Raw genomic sequence first — 18,459 nt, 5'->3', positions numbered from 1 at the left:
CCGGTCGCCGGGGCACTACCGCCGGTCGCCACGGTGCCGGTCGCCGCACCACCGGTCGCCGAGGGCGGTACGCCGGAGCCGGCCGTCGCGGGGCGTGGCGCGCGGGCGTCGACGACCCCCGGCGCGAGGGTCACCGCGCGGTTCACCGGCCCGCTGACCGCCGCCAGCCCGGCCCCGACCGCGAAGAAGATGACCGACATGTTCGGGTCGATGTAGGCGTACACCGGGATCACCACCAGGGCGATCACCGGGATGGTGCTCAGCCACTGCCCGGCCGGGGAGACCGCGCCGGCCAGCCGCTTGGCGATCAGCGCCAGCCAGGCCAGGAAGGCGACCAGGGCCGGGATGCCGTGGCTGTAGAGCACCTGCCAGATCATCCCCTGGGTGCCCAGGGGTTCCTCGGCCAGCGTGGTGTCGACGCTGTTCGGTGCGCCGTACCCGAGCAGCGGCGAGCGTTCGACGGCCTGGAGGGTACGGACGTAGAGGTCCATCCGGTCGACGTTGGTGTCGGTGCTGCTGACCCGGTTGTCGATCAGCTCCTGCACCGGCACCACCAGGCTGACCACCCAGACCAGCAGCACCAGCCCGCCGATCGAGGCGATCAGTTTGGCGTTGCCCCGCACCAGCGCCCGCAGGCCCAGGTAGGTCAGCCCGGCCCCGAGGCCGAGGAACATGCCCCGGTTGAGGGTCATGAACGCCGGCACCATCGACAGCGGCAACGACACCAGCAGCGCCACCCGGAACTTGCCGGTACGCACCGAGGTCAGATACGCCAGCACGCACGGCACCAGCAGCGCGTACGCCGTACCCCAGTTGTTGGTGTACGGGTAGGGCGCGGCGGTCCGGTAGATCGGGGCCCGGGAGACCGGGTTGAACTCGTTGGCCCGCACGTGGGTCAACGCCTGGATGAACCGTTCCCCCGACATGCTGCCCGGCAGCAGCATCTCCACCGGGGTGGTGAGCTGGAACCGGGGTGCCAGCACGGCCAGCCAGCCCAGGGCGACCACGCCCAGCCAGTACCAGCCGAGCGGGCGGAGCACCTGCTCCCAGGGGACGCCGTCGCGGACCAGGTTGTAGACGTAGACGCAGACGATCAGCGCGGTCAGCATGAAGCCGAAGCGCAGCCCGGAGGTCAGGTAGGCGGTGGCCCGGTCGAGCCGGGTGAAGCTCAGCAGCACCAGGGCGAGCAGCACCAGCCAGCAGGCGGTGCCGGCGGGCAGCGCCACCCGGCCCCGGGTGACCAGCAGGCCCAGCAGCACCACCCCGAACACCGACCAGCCGAGGTAGAAGCCGCCGAGCATCCACCAGAGCGGGACCAGCCCGAACATGGCCAGCAGCGGCCAGGTGGGCAGCGGCGGCGGCCCGGCGAGCGACCCGGGCACCCGCCGGTCAGACACCCCGGCCCCGGCGCTGGGCGAGCTGGAGCACCCGCTCCCCCGACAGCAGCCCGAGCACCACCGGGACGGTCACCAGCACCCGCTTCTCCCGGGGGTTGAGCCGGATCACCCGGCCGAGTTCCCGCACCGCCTCACCGCGCCGCCGGCCGGAGGCGAGCGCGAACGCGATCTGCCCGTGCAGCCGGGCCAGGCCGGCCCGGCTCCCGGCCAGTTCGGGATGCTTGTCGAGCAGGTAGCGGGTGGCCTCGACGATGGTCGCCCACCGGCCGAAGAAGAACGAGCCGCCGTGCCAGTCGACCACCACCAGCACCTCGGGCACGATCACCACCGGGCCGTGCCCGGCGATCCGCAGCAGCCACTCGTAGTCCTCGCCGTAGCCGCCGGGCAGTTCCTCGTCGACCGGGCCGATGGCCTCCCAGGTGGAGCGCCGGATGAGGATGGTGCTGGAGTGCACCTCCATGATCCGGTCCTCGACGAAGTCGGGCAGGCCGACCTCGGCCCGGTCGAGCTGCCGTTCCTTGGCGATGCCCGGCCCCTCCAGCCGGATGCCGCAGCTCGCGGCGGCGGCGTCGGGCCGCTGCGCCAGCAGTTCCACCTGCCGGCGCAGCTTCGCCGGCAGCCAGTGGTCGTCGTCGTCGCAGAAGGCGATCAGGTCGGCGGTGGCGGTGTCGAAGCCGGTGTTGCGGCCACCGGGCAGCCCGCGCCGGTGGGTGTTGTGGACGTACCGCAGGGTGCGCCCGGCCGGCACGTCGACGTCCAGCTCCCGCAGGTCGGTGTGGTCGTAGACGACGACGCACTCCACCGGCCCGGGGTAGTCCTGGCCGAGTACCGCGCCCACGGCCCGCTCCAGCAGTCCGGGCCGGTCCCGGGTGGCGATCACCACGGTCACCGGCGGGTGCCCGGTGGTCGTCGGCTCAGTCACGCTTCTCTCCCGTCACCACGAACCCGACCGGTTCGACGCCGACCGAGCGCAGCCGTTCCACCAGTTGGCCCAGCCGGCCGGTACGGGTCTTGTCGCGGGCGGCGACCAGCACGGCCCGGCCCTCCCGGGCGGCCCGGACACCCCGTTCGTCGTGCAGGGCGGGCGGGGCGTCGATCACGGTGACGCCGGCGGCCACCGGGGCTTCCAGCGGGACCAGACGCACCGCGCCGGCACCGATGCGCAGCTGCTCGCCGTCGGTGGCGGGGGCCTCCTTGGGCAGCACCCTGGGGATGATCTCGGTCTTGTCCGCCGAGGTGGTGGTGGAGCGGTAGACGCCACCGTTCTTCGGGTCGTCGGTGGGGAACGGCCGGGGCTTGCGGACCGGCTGGATGACCATCGTGTCCTCCGGGTTGCCGCCGGTGACCGGGGTGGGGGCGGCCGGGGCCGGGACGCTGCTGGGCATCGGCCGGGGGCGGGGCACCCGGGGCCGGGTCGGCTCGACGGCCGGGTGCCGGCGCTGGGCGTCGGTGAGCAGCGCCCGGATGCGGTCCTGGCTCTCCGGGGCGACGCCCAGGCGCACCTCGTGCCCGGCCTGGGCCAGCGCTGCGGCGACCCCGGCGGTGACCTGTTCCCGCTGTTCGTCGGCGGCGCTGGAGAGCAGGACCAGGGGCAGCGGGGTCGGCCCGTCCACCCAGCGGCCCAGGGCCAGCACCAGGTAGCGCAGGTCGGTGTCGGAGAGCCGGCCTGAGCGGTCCCGCCCGACGGTGCCCAGCAGCGGGGCGCCGACCAGCGCGGACGCCTCGCCGGCGGTGCGGACCCTGCGGTCCATGGATTCCCGGACGAAGGCGACCAGGCCGCCGACGAGCAGGCCGCCGAGGAGCCCGGCGACCAGGATCAGCGGGGCGGCGTCCCGGCTGGACGGGACGGGGGCGCGGGCGGCGCTGGTGACCGAACCGGGGCTCAGATCCGCCGAGGCGATCTTGGAGCGCTGCTCGGCGAGGGTGGCGAGCTGGTCGTTGAGCGCCCGCAACTGGTCGAGCAGGGCGCTGGTGCGCGGCGACGGGCTGGACGAGCCCTGGTTGGCCGGCAACGACCGCTGGGTGGTGGTGCGCTGGCTGGTGACCAGGGCGATGGTCTCGTCGTACGACTTGAGCACCGCGGCGCGCTGGTTCTCGTACATGCCCTTGCGCAGTTCGAGGTACGACTCGGCGGCGCCGTTCGCGCCGTCGACCGCTTCGGCCTCGCTGTGCCCGGCGTAGCTGAACCGCATCACCTGCCCGCCGACCGGCGTCTCCACGGTGAGCGAGTCGGCCACGGCGGTGGTGTCCCGGCCGGTGATCGAGGCGACCTTGTCGATGACGTCGTTGCTGGTGGCGATCCCGCTCTCGGCGGTCATGTTGACCGCCCGGTCGGCGCCGCCGGAGGGCACCGAGAACGGGTCGGTGACCACCGGGCGGACCACCACGGCGGTGGTGGCGGTGTAGGTGGCCGGGAAGACCAGCAGGTAGGCGGCCACCAGTAACAGCACCAGCCCGGTGGCGGCGAGCACCGTGCGCCACCGCCGCAGCGGAATGCGGGCCAACTCGGCCAGGCCGACCGGGCGCTGCCGGGCGGGAGTGACGTCGGTCACGTCCATCAGTCAGGTCCTCTTGCGATGCGGGGGTGGGCGGGTCGGCTCGGGCCGACGACGGCCCCGGTGCGAGCCGCTGGTGGTCCCATTGTCGCCGACCGTTCACCTGTGGTCGACAGCCGACCGGTCCCCCTGCGCCGCGGGCGGTCCGCCGGTGTCCCGGGGACACCGGCGGACCGCCCGTGGCAGGTGTGGCTCAGGAGGTGGCGAAGAACAGCGTCTTGCTCGACCAGTCCACGCCGCCGCCGGCCGGGGCGATCTCGACCGAGGCGGCGCCGTCGACGGCGGTCTCGTCGAACGGCACGGCCCGCAGGGAGCCGTTGGTGTTGCCGTAGACGATCTTACCGTTGACCCAGGCCATGCCCCGCACGTTGCCCCAGTTCAGGCCCACGCTGGGCAGGGTGAACTCGGAGCAGCCGACGATGTAGCCGTCGGGCTCCAGGTACCGGTAGAACAGCTTGTTGGTACCGGCCTTGGTGTAGTACATCCGGCCGTCGAGGTAGAACGCGCCGGCCATCGTGGCGGGGTTGAACCAGTCGTTGTAGCCGCTGCTCACCCAGGGTGCGCCCACCGTGCCGCCGGTGAACATCGACACACCCAGGTAGCTGCCGCCGGGGGCGGTCGCGTCGGTCTTCGACCAGTAGAGCTTGTTGCCGAGCGAGAAGGACGCGCCGGCCGCGGTGAGGTTCGCCTGCGCGCTGCTCACCGGCGTACCCAGGGTGCTGCCGTTGAACGACACCTTGGTGGTCTGCCCGTTGCCGGTCCCGACGTACAGGTAGCCCGACGACGCCGTCGGCGCGTTGGTCGCCGCGACGGTACGCCCACCGGCGAGCGGGAACAGGCCCAGCCGCCCGTGGTACTCGTTGCCGAGACCGTCGGAGTCGAAGCCGGCGTAGAGGCCGGTGCTGCCCCGCCACAGCTCCCACATGATCGGGCCCCAGGTGGTGGTGCCCGCCGGGGCGCCCGACCGGGTCGGGTTCCAGACCAGCGGCAGGCCGTTGATCGGGTCCAGCGCGCCGAGCCCGAACCGGTTGATCGCGCCGCTGCCGGCCGAGTCGTTGCCGTTGGCGTTGCTCAGCCAGCGGAAGTGACCGCCGACGTAGACCACGTTGTCGGCCACCTCGACGGAGGTCACCGAGTCGGTGCCGGTGTAGTTGACCCAGGTGGCGTCCATGGCCGTGCCCCGGTCGGCGGTCTCGAACCGGGCGATGGCGTCACAGTACGCCCCGTCGCCCCGGCCGCCGTCGGCGATGATCACGAAGTACGTGCCGTCGTCGGAGAAGTCGACGTCGCGGGCGTAGAACGGGAACGAGCCGCTGTAGCAGGGGGCCACGTAGCGCTGGGTGCTCCAGTTGGCGACCGTCGGGGTGCCGTCCAGGTCGACGACCACCACCTGGTTGCGGGGCTGGCCGTTGACCTCGGTGAAGTTGCCCACCGCGACCAGGGTCTTGCCGTCGGGGGCGACGGCCAGGCCCCAGACCAGCTCGCTGCTGGCGCGGGCGACGCTGGCGTCGATCTGGAAGCTCGGGTCGATCGCGCCGGTGGTCGCGTCGAGCCGGGCCAGCAGCGAGTGCTCGGTGCCGTTGACCCAGTGGAACGCGCCGGCGATGTAGAGCTTGTTGCCGACCACGACGGTGCGGCGGACCAGGCCGCCGTCGCTGCGGCCGACCCAGCTGGCGACCGTCGCGCCGGTCACCGGGTCGAGCTGGACGAGGTTCTTGCGGCTGACCCCGTTGACGGTCTTGAACGCGCCACCGACGATCAGCTTGCCGTCGGGGCTGGCGGCGAGGGCGTGCACCGCGCCGTCGAGCGTCGGGCTGAAGTCGGCCTTGAGCGCGCCGCTGGTCCGGTCGTAGGCGAACAGGTAGTTGCGGGAGGTCCAGCTGGTGCCCCCGGCGGCCTTGACCGAGGTGAACGAGCCACCCACGTAGATCGTGTTACCGATCTCGGCGAACGCCTTGGTGTCGCCGTCCTGCGCGTGCGGAATGTTGTCCGCCGGGTTGGCCGACGTGAGGGTGCTGGTTACCGGGGTGAGGTCCGCCGCGTGGGCGGGCGCGGCCAGCAGGCCGACCGCGAGCACCGGTGCGGCGAGCGCGGCGAACCACCGCCGCCACACCGGTCGAGACGTTCTGTGAAGCACTGGCGCCCCCAATAATGAAGTGAGATCGTGCGTAGCTTGCTCTGCCCGGACATTTCCCACCATCAACCGACCGGTCCGCTCCGCCACCGGCTCGGCCCTGTCCTGCCGTACGGGTCGCGTCCGGACGACCCACGCAGGACGAGAATCGCGCATCGACCGGCGGAGCCCGCCACCGGGCTGCCGTCCCCGGTCGACCTCATGCCGCCTCCGCCCACCGGAACGCCGGAACGGCACCGGTGGCGGTCACCGTCCAGGCGGCCGCCCGGGTCAGATCGTCGGTGCTGACGGCGTCGGCTTCCCGGGCCAGCACCAGTCCGCGCCGGTCGAGTTCCCGGGCCATCTCCACCTGGTGGTCGTCGACGTGTTCACCGTGCCGGGCCCGGCGCGGCACGTAGACGGCGCGGTGGCCGGCGCGCATCGCGGCCAGCGCCGACCCCACCCCGGCGTGGGTGACGATCACGTCGGCCTCCCGCATCGCCTGCTGCATCTCGGCGTACGGCACCTGCCGGCGGGCCCCGGCCGGCATCCGGGGGATCCGGGTCGCGCCGACCTGCCAGAGCACCTCCGCCTCGGCGGGCACCACGTCGACCAGGCGTTGCAGCAGACGCGGGAAGCCGAAGCGGTCCTGGGTGCCGAGGGTCACCACGATCTTGGAGACCGGGCGCGGGGTGGCGGGCGCGGGCGCGTATCCGTCGAAGATGGAGCCGCCGTAGCGCCACCGGCCGTCCGCCCAGCCCGGGTACTGCGTGTAGAGCCGGGTCCGGGGCACCCGGGCGACCAGCCGGCCGGTCAGCGACGGGCCGACGGTGCGGGTGGCGCTCTCGATGTAGTGGCAGTCCAGGCCGTGCCGGGCGGCGGGCAGGAAGAACGACATGGCGACGCTGGCACCGGTGCTGATCACCCGGCGGAACCGCCCGCCGCAGAGCACCCGGCGGGCGGCCAGCAGGTCGCGCAGCGCGCCGACCGGGTCGCGGGTGCTCGCCGGAGGCACGTGGATGACCTCGTGGCCGTCGAGCAGCGACCGGCTCTGCGGGGAGTCGAACGTCGCCCAGACGCAGTCGTGCTGCACCCCGAGCCGGGGCAGCAGGTCGTGCAGCTCGGCTAGGTGCCCACCGGTGGAGGCGACGAGGAGGGTGGTCACGTCGGTGGCCCAACTTCTGTGCGAGGAGTGGTGGGGGCCGGGTCCGGACGGCGCGGGGACGGGTCGCGCCCACCGGACGGGGGTACGGGTCAGGTGCCGGTCAACATCCGGTCGTCGTCGGCGGTGGTCGTCGGCGCCGGGGCCGCGGGTCGGCGGACCCGACCGTCGGCGACCAGCACGGCGAGCACCATCACGCCGGTCAGCAGGGTGCCGAAGAACCACCCGCCGAACACGTCGGTGAGCCAGTGCTTCTCGGCGTAGATGCGGGTGTAGCCCTCCACCGAGACCAGCACGGCCAGGGCGGTGACCAGGCCGATCAGCACCCGGCGCGGCAGCCGCCAGGTCAGCGCGGCCAGCACCAGGATGGTGCCGAAGGTCATCAGCACCCGGCCACAGCCGCCGGAGGGGTAGGTGCCCAGGTCGGTCGGCGGGTGACCCCGGTCGACGACCTTCGCGAGGATCGTCTGGGTGTACTGCTCGACGACGAACTGCAACGGCATCGCCACCAGCGGGATCCACCAGCGGCGGCGACGCCAGGCGATGGCGAAGCCGATCGCGGCCACCACGGTCACCCACTTGAGCGGGTAGCGGTCGCCGATCGGGGAGATGAACAGGTTGACGTCTTCCCAGAAGCCGACCCGGTGGGCGTGCACGTAGTCGAAGACCGGGTGGTCGACGTGGGGTTCGAGCCGGGAGATCGCCTCACCGAGCGGCCAGCAGACGGCGACGACCGCCGCCGCGCCGGCCAGCAGCACCACCACGGCCGCGCCGACCCGGCCGAACGCTGCGGTCAGCCCGGCCAGGGCGATCCGGAACCGTTCGGCGGTCCGGCCGGTGTCGACGGCCGACATCCACCGCGACGCCAGCACCGGGACGACCAGCAGCGGCACCAGCACGGCCAGGACGGCCAGCACGTAGACGATGGTCACCGGGAGTGACCGCCAGTCGCACGGCCGGTGACCGGGGCATGGTCCACCCCGGGCTGAATGACACGTGACGATCCCATCGTGCTCCCTGATTGTGCCGGCCGTCGGCCGGGCCTCCCCACACCCTGTGCCCCGGACGAGGTCCCCACGTCGTCCCGGGCCGGACCGACCACGCCGTCGCCGGCCAGTGGTGATCGAGTGGGGTCACCCTAGTGGAACGTGAGGTGGGTTCGGTAGCAGCGGTGACGGCAGTGTGGCTTTTCGCCGTTTTTCCGGTCGGGACCCCGACAGTCGTCCCAGCCAGCGGGAGACGCCGCCGGTCAGGGGCGGGGTGAACCCAGCCGGTCGGCGAGGGTGTGCAGCAGGGCGGGATGCAGGATGGCACTCCAGCCACCCCCACCAGCGGCGAGTTCCGCCGTCCGCAACCACAGCTCGACGAGATACGCGTCGGCGACGAACCGACGCCCCGCCGGGTCCAGGCCGAACGCGGCACCGTGCCGGTCCAGCATCCCGGTCATCTCCCCGGTCGCCCCCGCGACGTCCCGGCCGTGCAGCGACAGGGCGCTCTGGAAGCCCTGATGGGCGAGATCGAAGCCGAGCGGCCGGTCGGCGCCGCTGTTCTCCCAGTCCCAGACGACCAGCCGCCCCCGGTGCCGGCCGAGGTTCCACGGCACCCAGTCGCCGTGCCAGTGGCCGAACTCCACCGGCCGGTCGCCGTCGCGGGCGGCCAGGGCGGCCACCGCCGCGACCACCGGACCACCGGCGGCCCCGGCCCGCGCGGTCAGGTCGGCCAGGAACGCCGAACCGCGCAGCGGTCGGGGTGCCGACGGCGGGCCACCGCGCCGGGCCACCGCCAGCATCGCGGCCACCTCGGGGCGCAGCGGGTGGCGGGGACGGCGTACCCGGGCCGGCATCGGCTCGACCAGGGTCACCGCCAGGTCACCCCAGTCCACCTCGCGCAGCAGCCGGGGCACGTCCGGGAAGTCACCGCCGTCGCGGGGCAGCTCCCGCAGCGCGGCGGCCTCCGCGCGGACCATCGCCCGGGTCGCGTCGTTCCACCCGATCTTCGCGTACGCCCGCGCGACGCCCCGGTCGTCGAATAGCTGCAACGTCGGCTTGTGGTGCGGGTCGGGGGGACGGATGCCGATCGCGGCGTGCAGCGGCCGGCCCGCCAGCCGGCCCAGGTGCACGGCGAGCAGCAGCTCGGCCGGGTCGGCGTCGGTGGGCAGCGCCACGGTCAGCACCGGCATCCGGGCCAGCCCGGTCGCCCCGAGCCCGGCCAGCACACCGACGGCCAACCGGTTGGCCCGCACCCGGGGCGGGCGCAGCGCGTTGTACGCCAGCGTCGACGCCGCTCCCACCCGCCGGGAGGCGAGCGGGAGCAGGAACCGGGCCCGCTCCGCCGAGGGCACCACGGCGTACCGGGCGACCGGGCGGTGGGTGGCGGGCACCGGGTCGGGCGGCGTGCCGAGCCAGATCCGGGGGTCGGCGAAGATGGCCCGGGTCACCCAGCCCAGGCCGTCGTGCCGGGTCCGTGGGTCCGTCGCCACCGTCATGCCCTCCACCTGTCCCGCCCGACCGCCGCGCGCTGGCGGACACGATAGGGGCAGCGGACAAGCCGCCGCCCGGCGGGCCGGGGCCCACCGGGCGGCGTACGAGGTGCCGGGCGGTTCAGCGTTGCCAGACGCGGACGTAGTCGACCCGGAAGTCGGCCGGGAAGCGGGTGGCCGCGTCGGGGTCACCCAGCCAGCCGCCGACCTGGAAGTTCAGCCGCAGGTTGAACGGCTTGTTGAACGCCTCGTCGAACCACGGGGTGGTGCTGCGGTCCCGCTGCCAGACCTGCCGGCCGTCGATGTACCAGCGGATCACCCCCGGCTCCCACTCCGTGGTGTACGTGTGGAAGCCGTCACCCGGGTAGCCGGTCGGGAAGTCCCACCGCTGGTCCTGCTTGACCGGCGTGTAGTCGTAGAAGATCGCCTGGGTGGCGGCACCGTGCAGGGACGCCCCGCCGGGCAGCTCCACCACGTCGATCTCACCCTTGCCGCCGTCGTCGGGACGCAGCCAGAACGCCGGCCAGAGCCCCTTGGAGTCGGTCGGACCGTTGGGCGACTTCGCCCGCATCTCGAACCGGCCGTACGTGAACGACGCCTTGCCGATGGTGTCCAGGTAACTCTGGGTGTACTGCCGGGTCTGCGAGCTGCACACCGCGGTCTCCCGCTGGGCCCGCAGCGTCAGCACCCCGTCGGCGACGAAGGTGTTGTCCGGGTCGTCGACGTTGCACCCCTTGTCGATGTCGCGGCCCTCGTTGTCGCGCAGGTTCCACCGCTTGAGGTCGACCGTCGGCCCGGTGAACTCGTCGGACCAGACCAGCCGCCAGCCGGGCACGTCGGTGCCGGGGCGGACGGTCGGCGTCGGGCGCGGCGCGGCCGTGGTCGGCGCGGGCGGGCTGACCGTCCGGCTCGGCGTCGGCGACGGCGACGGCCGGGTCGGCGACGGCGTCGGGGCGGCGGTGGTCGGCGCCGCCGTGGTGGCCGGCGGGCGGGTCGGCGACCGGTCGCTGCGCTGGTAGGTCAGCACCAGGCTCGGCCTGATGGCGGCCTTGGCGTTCTCCCGCGACGCCCAGTAGATCCGGGTGTTCCAGTTCTCCTGGGTCAACGCGAAGGTGACCGGGCCGTTGCCCTGGACGGCGGCGGAGACGTCCCACTCGTTGTAGCCCTGGGTTACCCGGTCGACGGCCGCCAGCACCGGACCGAGGGCGGGCCGGTAGGCCCATTGGCCGGCACCGACGGCGGTGCCCTGGGCGGCGTGGGCCCGGACCCGGGAGGAGAACTGCTGCCACGCGTACACCCGCAGGGACGCCTTGACGTCGACCGCGTCGGCGGGCAGGCCCCGCACCTGGAACTCCAGCACCGCGTCCCGCTGGCCGTTGCGGTTGCCGTCGCACAGCTGCGGGCAGCTGGCCAGGGTGGTCTTCACCCCGTTGTCGCCGTCCTGCGGGACCTGGGTGACCGTGGTGTCCGCGACGGCGGCGAGCGTGATCGGCGGCACCTCGGCGGCGATCAACGGCATCATGGTGGCCGTGATGCCGCCGACTGCGGTGACGCTCAGGACACTGAGGACGACCGCCTTGCGTCGACCGCTGATGGCCGGAAGCGCGCGGTGGATTCCGTGCCGGCTCAAGGAACACTCCCCGGGTGGGCGACGATTACCGGCAGCAGCGTATCCACCACGGCTGGATGTGGCAGGTCGGAAATCGGAGTGACGACACGACTTAACCAAAGAATAAGAGAGCAGGGGTTGCTTTTCGGCAGGCCAGCAAACGAATGCCGCTTCGGCGAGGTTACGCCTGATTGACCGGAAAGTCGGCGATGCGGTGCAGCCGACCCGCCGCCGGTCAGCGGCGGGCCGCCGCCAACGCCGCGCGCATCGCGTCGACCGGAGCCGGCACCCCGGTGAACTGGGTGAACTGGCCGACGGCCTGGGCCAGCAGCAGATCCAGCCCGGAGACCACCCGCCGGCCGGCGGCCAGCGCCGAGGCCGCCAACGGGGTCGGCCACGGGTCGTACAACGCGTCGAAGAGCACCGTGGACGGTCCCCAGTCGATCCCGGCCGCGATCGGGTCGGCCACCCCCTTGGGCACGGTGGCCACGACCAGGTCGGCCCGGGTGTGCGCGGCGGCGTCCGACCATGCCGCCGGGACCAGTTCCACCCCGACGGCGGACGCCACCGGCCGCAACTGCGCCACCGCCTCCGCCCGCCGGGCCACCACCGTCACCGTGGTCGCGCCGAGCCGGGCGGCGGCGGCCAGGGCGGCGCGGGCGGTGCCCCCGGCGCCGAGCACCGTCACCGCGGCACCGGGACGCACCCCGGCCCCGGTCAGCACGTCCACCATGCCGGTGACGTCGGTGTTGTCGGCGTACCACGAACCGTCGGGCCGACGGACCAGCGTGTTGGCCGCGCCGACGGCGGCGGCGACCGGCGACGCGGTGGCCGCCACCGCGAGCGCCGCCTCCTTGCCCGGCATGGTCACCGACAGCCCGGCCCACTCCGGGCCCAGGCCGGTGACCAGCGCCGGCAGCTCCTGCGCCCCGCACTCGATCCGGGTGTACGACCAGCCGTCGAGCCCGGCGGCGGCGTACCCCGCGTTGTGGATCACCGGGGAGAGGGAGTGCGCGATCGGCTGGCCGAGCACCGCCGCCCTCACCGGCAGTTCTCTCCGCTCAGCACGCCGTTGGTGCACATCTTGCGGATGAGACCCCGGTACTCGGCGTCGGTGGTGCCGTAGCCCATGGTGCCCTTCTTGTCGATGGTCATGAAGTAGACCCAGGTGCCGTTGGGCGGGCTCATCGCCCCCTTGAGGGCGTCCTCGCCGGGGTTGCTGATCGGGGTGATGGTCAACCCGTCCGCGCCGTGCGTCCGGTACGGGTTCTTCGGGTCGTTCAGCTCGGACTGCTTGAGGATGTCGGAATCCTTCGGGTCCTTGCCCTGCAACCGCAGCCAGTAGTTGATCGCGCTGTCGATCTCCAGGCACTTGCAGTGGTAGCGGTCGGTGTAGACCCGGTTGTAGATCACCCGGGCCACCTTCGGCATGTCCACGTGGTTGACCGACTCGGCCTGCGCGATCGACGCGGTGATCAACGCCTCGTACGGCGAGATGCCCCGGTCGGCCTCGACCGTCTCGACGAACTTCATCTCCCCGGTCACGTCGAGGAACTTGTCCACCATCAGCGACAGGATCTGCGCGGCGGTCGCCTTCGGCGGCAACTCGTAGGTGGCCGGGTAGAGGAAGCCCTCCAGGCTGCGCGGCCCCTTCTTGCCGTCCTTGCGGTTGAACCAGAACTCCGGCACACCCAACTTGACCGGGTCCTTCGCGGCGGCCTTGAACTCGGCGACCGGAATCTTGGTCTCCTTGGCCAGCAGGTCGTAGATGGCCAGGGTGATCATGCCCTCGGGGATGGTGACCCCGTTGACCACCCGGCTCTTCGGGTCCAGCAACAGGGCGAGCGCGTCGGTGGCGCGCATCTCCTTCTTGACCTTGTACCGGCCGACCTGGATGTTCTTGCTGAGCGCGTTGTCGTCGGCCGCCTCGACGAAGGCCTTGGTGCTCTTGACCACACCGGCGTCGTAGAGGGAGTTGCCGATGTCGGTGGCGGTGTCGCCCTGCTTGACGTCGACAAGCGCCTCACCGGTGCCCGGCCCGTCGAAGTCCGGGGTGATGAAATGGTTACGGATCCGGTCGAAGCCGTAGAAGGCCCCGCCGCCGATGCCGCCCAGCAGCACCAGCGCCATCAGCAGAGCGAAGATGGTCTTACCGGCCCCGCCACCCGACTTGCCGCCGCCCGACGTGCCGTTGCGTCGGTTGACGAAGCCGCGCCGGTGCCGGCCCTTCTCCCCCCTCTCCTGCTCGTCGAACCCGAGGTCCAGATCGTCGATCATTCCGTCCGCCTCCGCTGCGCTTCCAGCCAGCTCTGCAGGATCTCGACCGCGGCGGCCTGATCCACCACCGCACGTTGGCGCTTTCCCCGGACGCCACGCTCGGCAAGCCTACGAGACGCGACGACAGTTGACATCCTCTCGTCGGTGAGGGTCACCGGAACCGGGGCGATCACCTCCGCCAGCCGGCCCGCGTACGCCGACACGTGCTGGGCCGCCGGACCGTGCCGACCGGCCAGGTTGACCGGCAGACCGACGACGACCTCGACGGCCTCGTGCTCGACGACCAACTGCGCGAGCTGGGCGAGATCGCTGGGCACCGCGTCCGCGCCGGTGGTCACGTCCCGGGCCAGGGTGACCAGCGGAGTGGCCAGGATGCCGTGCGGATCGGACCGCGCCACCCCCACCCGGACCTGCCCGACGTCGACGCCCAACCGGACCCCACGGGACGACTCACTCACGGATGGTCACCCTCCCCGGTGACGAGCCAGGGCGGACCAGCTCGGGTCCGCCCTGGCTCGGGTGCTGTACCGTCACGCGTCGGCGATCGCCTTCTCGACCGTGAGCAGCAGGTTCGGCGCCTCGGCGGCGGGCAGGCCACCGCCCTGCGCCACGTCCTGGCTGCCCCCACCACGCCCGGAGAAGGCCGCCTTGACCAGGTCGTTCGCCGCCAGGCCACGCCCACGGGCCGCCGCGTTCACCGCCACCACCAGGGATGCCTTGCCGTTCGATCGGGCCGCCACCGCCACCACGGCCGGCCGCGCCGGGTCGATCTTGCCGCGGATCTCCTGGGCCAGGGTCCGCACGTCGTTGCCGGCCGCGCCCTCCGGCGCCTCGGTGCCGACGTACGCCACCCCCCGGACGTCCTTCGCCTGCCCGGCCAGCGCCGCCGCCCCGCCCAGCACCAACTGGGCGCGGAGCTTCTCCAGCTCCTTCTCGGCGTCACGCAACTGGGTGACGGTCTGCTCCACCCGGTCGGCGACCTGCTCGCCGGGCACCCGGAACAGCTCCGCCAGCCGGGACACCAGCAGGTGCTCACGGGCCAGGAAACCGAACGCGTCCATCCCGACCAGCGCCTCGATCCGGCGGACCCCGGAACCGACCGACGACTCGGAGAGGATCTTCACCAGGCCGAGCTGCGCCGAACGGGCCACGTGGGTGCCGCCGCACAGCTCCCGGGCGTAGTCGCCGACCTCGACGACCCGCACCCGCTCGCCGTACTTCTCGCCGAACAGCGCCATCGCGCCGATCCGCCGCGCCTCCTGCTGGGTGGTGATGAAGGCGTTGACCTCCAGATCCGCCAGCAGCACCTCGTTGACCTGCTGCTCCACGTCGTGCAGCACGCTCGGCGACACCCCGGTCGGGGTGTTGAAGTCGAACCGCAGCCGGCCCGGCGCGTTCAACGAACCCGCCTGGGTCGCCGACTCACCGAGGAAGTTGCGCATCGTCTGGTGCACCAGGTGGGTCGCCGTGTGCGACCGGGAGATCGCCCGGCGGCGGGTCACGTCGATCTCCGCGTAACCGGTCTCGCCGGCCCGCACCTCGCCCCGGACCACCTTCGCCCGGTGCACGATCAGCCCCGGCACCGGCTGCTGCACGTCGAAGACCTCGACCTGGCCGGCACCGACCGTGATCAGCCCCTGGTCGGGCTGCTGACCGCCGCCCTCGGCGTAGAACGGGGTGGTGTCGAGCACCAGCTCGACCGTCTCCCCCTCGACCGCCGCGCCCACCGTCGCCCCACCACGCAGCAGCGCCCGGACCCGGGACTCCCGCTGCAACTCGGTGTAGCCGGTGAACTCCACCTCGCCGCCGTCGTCACGCACCGACCGGTACGCCGACACGTCGGTGTGCCCCGTCTTGCGGGCCTGCGCGTCGGCCTTCGCCCGGCTGCGCTGGTCGGCCATCAGCCGGCGGAAACCCTCCGCGTCGACCTGCAGGCCCTGCTCGGCGGCGATCTCCAGGGTCAGGTCGATCGGGAAGCCGTACGTGTCGTGCAGCTGGAACGCCTTCTCACCCGACAGCGCCGGCTTACCCGCCGAGCGGGTCTCCGCGATCGCGGTGTCCAGGATCGTGGTCCCCGCCCGCAACGTCGACAGGAACGCGTCCTCCTCCGCGTACGCGTACTGCGAGATCCGGTCGAACTCCTCCGCCAGCTCCGGGTACGACGGGGACATGCAGTCCCGGGCCACCGGCAGCAGCTCCGGCAGCGCCCGCTCCTGCCAGCCCAGCAGCCGCACCGCCCGGATCGCCCGACGCATGATCCGGCGCAGCACGTAACCGCGCCCCTCGTTACTCGGGGTCACCCCGTCGCCGATCAGCATCAGCGCGGTCCGCACGTGGTCGGCCACCACCCGCAGCCGGACGTCGTCCGGATGCGACTCGCTCGCCACGTGCCCCGAGTGCGCGCCGTACCGCTTGCCGGTCAGCTCCGCCGCCCGGTCCAGGATCGGCCGCACCTCGTCGATCTCGTACAGGTTGTCCACGCCCTGCAGGATCGAGGCCATCCGCTCCAGGCCCATGCCGGTGTCGATGTTCTGCGCCGGCAGGTCACCCAGGATCGGGAAGTCCTCCTTCCCGCTGCCCGGACCCCGCTCGTACTGCATGAAGACCAGGTTCCAGAACTCCATGTAGCGGTCCTCGTCGACCGCCGGGCCGCCCTCGCGGCCGTACTCCGGACCCCGGTCGTAGAACAGCTCCGAGCACGGGCCGCACGGGCCGGGAATGCCCATCGACCAGAAGTTGTCCGCCTTGCCCCGACGCACGATCCGCTCCGCCGGCACCCCCACCGAGCGCCAGATCTCGAACGCCTCGTCGTCGTCGAGGTAGACCGTCGGCCAGACCCGCTCGCCGTCCAGCCCGTAACCACCCTCGGCGACCGGCTTGGTCACCAGGTCCCAGGCCAGCGGGATCGCCCCGGCCTTGAAGTAGTCGCCGAAGGAGAAGTTGCCGTTCATCTGGAAGAACGTGCCGTGCCGGCTGGTCTTGCCGACCTCGTCGATGTCCGGCGTACGCAGGCACTTCTGCACGCTCACCGCCCGCCGGTACGCCGGGGTCTGCTGCCCCAGGAAGTACGGGACGAACTGCACCATGCCGGCGTTGACGAACAACAGGTTCGGGTCGCTGATGGCGGGCAGCGGAGCGGACGGCACCACGGTGTGCCCGTTCGCCTCGAAGTGGGCGAGATACCGCCGCTTGATCTCCGCCGTCTTCATCGCTGGGGTTCCTCCGGAAAGATCTCTCGGTCACCGATGCGCGGGTCCTCCCGCAGCTCGGCGAACTGGTCGTCGAACGCCTCACCCCGGGCGAACGCCTCGTGGATCTCCTGCTCGCGCTCGGCCATCCCGATCCGTACGTCCTCCACGAAGCTACGCAGCGACTCGACCAGACCGCCAGCGGATTCGGACAGCCCACTGGCGATCCCCGCCGGGGTGTACGCCTGGGCCGTCCGGGTGGCCTTACGGACCACCACCACGCCCACGGCCAGCCCGATACCGAGCCAGAAAAGTCGCCTCATGTCCCCTATCCTCCTGTGCGCCGCCGGCCCGGGGTCAGCGGTTGCCGCGCCGGGCGGCCCGACGCTGCTGCTTGATGGTGTCGCGCACCTCACGCTCGGTCTCCGCGGTCCGCCGTGCCGACGCGGCCCGGCGGACGCCGTACCCGAAGGCCGCCACCTTCACCAGCGGGTTCGCCGCGGCGGCCGAGACGACGGTGGCCAGGTTCGCCACGTTGGCGGTGACGTTCTGCGCGTGGCTGGTCATCGTGTCGACCTTGGCGAGCTGGAGGTTCACCCCGTCGAGGGAGGTCTGCACCTGCTCCAGGGCGACGTTGACGTTCTTCACCGTGGTGTTCACGTCCCCCAGCAGCGGGGCGGTCTGCTCGTTGAGGTCGTTGATCATCCGGGTCGTCGCGTCCACGGTGTGCCGCAGCCGCAGGATCGGCACCGCCAGCACGAGCACCAGCATCAGGAACGCGCCGGCCGCGATCAGCGCAGCGATCTGTCCACCATCCACGCAAGTCCTCCTCAAGCAGGGTTCCGGGGCCCGACGCCCCGGAACACGCGACCCGGAATCCCGCCGTCGCGGCGTGACCCGCACGGGGTCATCGGGAGCAGGCGGGCCTGCCAGCCCCAGACCCTACCGTCCGTGATGGAAACCGGCTCAGGATGGTGAGCGTGTCAGATCGCCGAGCGGATCATCGGTGATCGTCGGGAACGGGTCCTCACCGGTCAGTGACGGGTCGGTGCTCGGCTGTGGCCGGGTCCGCTCGTCGTCGATCGCGTTACGGACCTTCACCGAGACCAACGAGCCGGTGCACTCCCCTGCCGCGGGCGGGACCGGGGTGGCCGGCGGCGCCGCCGGGTCCCCGCTCGCCTGCGGTGCCGCACAGGTCGGCTCCCGCACCCACAGGTCGAGGGTCAGTTCGTCGCGCCGCCAGCAGGTGTAGCTGCCCTTGGCCGGCTGCTCCGGGCAGCGGGTGACCTCCCACCGCCGCCAGCCCTCCGCCCGCAGGGACTGCTCATAGACCCGGGCGGTCTCCTCCGGCGCGCGGTCGGACTCCACGGTGCGCTCCCGCAACCGGCAGTCCTGCAGGCACCAGCGGCTGCCACTGACGTTGTCGACCGTCTTCGTCGTCGCCCAGCCGGGCACCCCCAACTCGTCGAGGGTGTCGAAGACCGGGTCCCGGCTCAGCGTCCGCATCCCGAAATAGAGCGGGAGCGCCCCGAGGAGCACCACGCTGACCAGCACCAGGACTCCCAGCCGCAGCCGACGCCGCTCCCCCGAGCGGCGGCGCGGCTCGGCGGGCGCGTCGGGGTCGACGTCGGACGCGTCGTCCGCGGTGGCCGGGCGCAACGGCCCGCCGGCCGGAGCGC

Annotated in this window: 15 protein-coding genes; all 15 read right to left on the bottom strand. The window is 72.5% G+C overall.

Annotation, left to right across the window (positions count from 1 at the left end):
* A partial coding sequence (locus H1A17_RS29555) for an O-antigen ligase (protein ID WP_194823427.1) occupies nt 1–1,397 on the bottom strand: 1,397 nt, incomplete at its 3' end.
* Nucleotides 1,390–2,319 carry a glycosyltransferase family A protein gene (locus H1A17_RS29550; RefSeq protein WP_145918914.1) on the bottom strand — a complete coding sequence of 310 codons (930 nt, stop codon included), beginning with the start codon at nt 2,317–2,319 and terminating at the stop codon, nt 1,390–1,392. The genes H1A17_RS29555 and H1A17_RS29550, both read right to left, overlap by 8 nt.
* Nucleotides 2,312–3,955: a hypothetical protein gene (locus H1A17_RS29545; RefSeq protein WP_145918913.1), complete on the bottom strand. Its 1,644-nt coding sequence runs from the start codon at nt 3,953–3,955 to the stop codon at nt 2,312–2,314. The genes H1A17_RS29550 and H1A17_RS29545 overlap by 8 nt, the downstream gene beginning before the upstream one ends.
* Before the next feature lie 190 nt (nt 3,956–4,145).
* The gene (locus tag H1A17_RS29540; RefSeq protein ID WP_145922690.1) at nt 4,146–6,152 is read right to left on the bottom strand and encodes a delta-60 repeat domain-containing protein; all 2,007 of its coding nucleotides are present in this window, start codon (nt 6,150–6,152) and stop codon (nt 4,146–4,148) included.
* Nucleotides 6,153–6,285: 133 nt separating this feature from the next.
* Nucleotides 6,286–7,230, bottom strand: a complete 945-nt coding sequence (locus tag H1A17_RS35705; RefSeq protein WP_145918912.1) for a glycosyltransferase — start codon at nt 7,228–7,230, stop codon at nt 6,286–6,288.
* 89 nt (nt 7,231–7,319) lie between these two features.
* Nucleotides 7,320–8,159 (bottom strand): phosphatase PAP2 family protein, encoded by an 840-nt coding sequence (locus H1A17_RS29530; protein ID WP_194823426.1) that lies wholly within the window; start codon nt 8,157–8,159, stop codon nt 7,320–7,322.
* Nucleotides 8,160–8,476: 317 nt separating this feature from the next.
* Entirely contained in the window at nt 8,477–9,712 is a 1,236-nt protein-coding gene (locus H1A17_RS29525) for a hypothetical protein (protein WP_194823425.1), read from the bottom strand.
* A 115-nt stretch (nt 9,713–9,827) separates the two neighbouring features.
* A complete protein-coding gene (locus tag H1A17_RS29520) occupies nt 9,828–11,336 on the bottom strand; it encodes a glycoside hydrolase family 16 protein (RefSeq protein WP_194823424.1) in 1,509 nt (502 codons plus the stop codon).
* 214 nt (nt 11,337–11,550) lie between these two features.
* The gene (locus tag H1A17_RS29515) at nt 11,551–12,360 is read right to left on the bottom strand and encodes a shikimate dehydrogenase (RefSeq protein ID WP_145918908.1); all 810 of its coding nucleotides are present in this window, start codon (nt 12,358–12,360) and stop codon (nt 11,551–11,553) included.
* Complete coding sequence (mltG, locus tag H1A17_RS29510) at nt 12,357–13,592, bottom strand: endolytic transglycosylase MltG (protein ID WP_145918907.1); 1,236 nt, start codon at nt 13,590–13,592, stop codon at nt 12,357–12,359. The genes H1A17_RS29515 and mltG overlap by 4 nt, the downstream gene beginning before the upstream one ends.
* Nucleotides 13,589–14,050 carry a Holliday junction resolvase RuvX gene (gene ruvX, locus H1A17_RS29505; RefSeq protein WP_145918906.1) on the bottom strand — a complete coding sequence of 154 codons (462 nt, stop codon included), beginning with the start codon at nt 14,048–14,050 and terminating at the stop codon, nt 13,589–13,591. Before ruvX ends, mltG begins: the two co-directional genes overlap by 4 nt.
* A gap of 72 nt (nt 14,051–14,122) precedes the next feature.
* Nucleotides 14,123–16,801 carry an alanine--tRNA ligase gene (alaS, locus tag H1A17_RS29500; RefSeq protein ID WP_194823423.1) on the bottom strand — a complete coding sequence of 893 codons (2,679 nt, stop codon included), beginning with the start codon at nt 16,799–16,801 and terminating at the stop codon, nt 14,123–14,125.
* Nucleotides 16,798–17,103 carry a hypothetical protein gene (locus H1A17_RS29495; RefSeq protein WP_067312326.1) on the bottom strand — a complete coding sequence of 102 codons (306 nt, stop codon included), beginning with the start codon at nt 17,101–17,103 and terminating at the stop codon, nt 16,798–16,800. Before H1A17_RS29495 ends, alaS begins: the two co-directional genes overlap by 4 nt.
* A 34-nt stretch (nt 17,104–17,137) precedes the next feature.
* The gene (locus H1A17_RS29490; RefSeq protein WP_088647310.1) at nt 17,138–17,599 is read right to left on the bottom strand and encodes a DUF948 domain-containing protein; all 462 of its coding nucleotides are present in this window, start codon (nt 17,597–17,599) and stop codon (nt 17,138–17,140) included.
* A 147-nt stretch (nt 17,600–17,746) separates the two neighbouring features.
* Nucleotides 17,747–18,439 (bottom strand): hypothetical protein, encoded by a 693-nt coding sequence (locus H1A17_RS29485; RefSeq protein WP_145922689.1) that lies wholly within the window; start codon nt 18,437–18,439, stop codon nt 17,747–17,749.
* Nucleotides 18,440–18,459 lie beyond the last annotated feature (20 nt).

Origin of the sequence: Micromonospora sp. S-DT3-3-22, from assembly GCF_015354745.1 — a bacterium.
In the GTDB taxonomy this organism is placed as follows: domain Bacteria; phylum Actinomycetota; class Actinomycetes; order Mycobacteriales; family Micromonosporaceae; genus Micromonospora; species Micromonospora wenchangensis.
The sequence above is the reverse complement of the archived record's forward strand: the minus strand, read 5'-3'. Positions and strand labels throughout refer to the sequence as shown.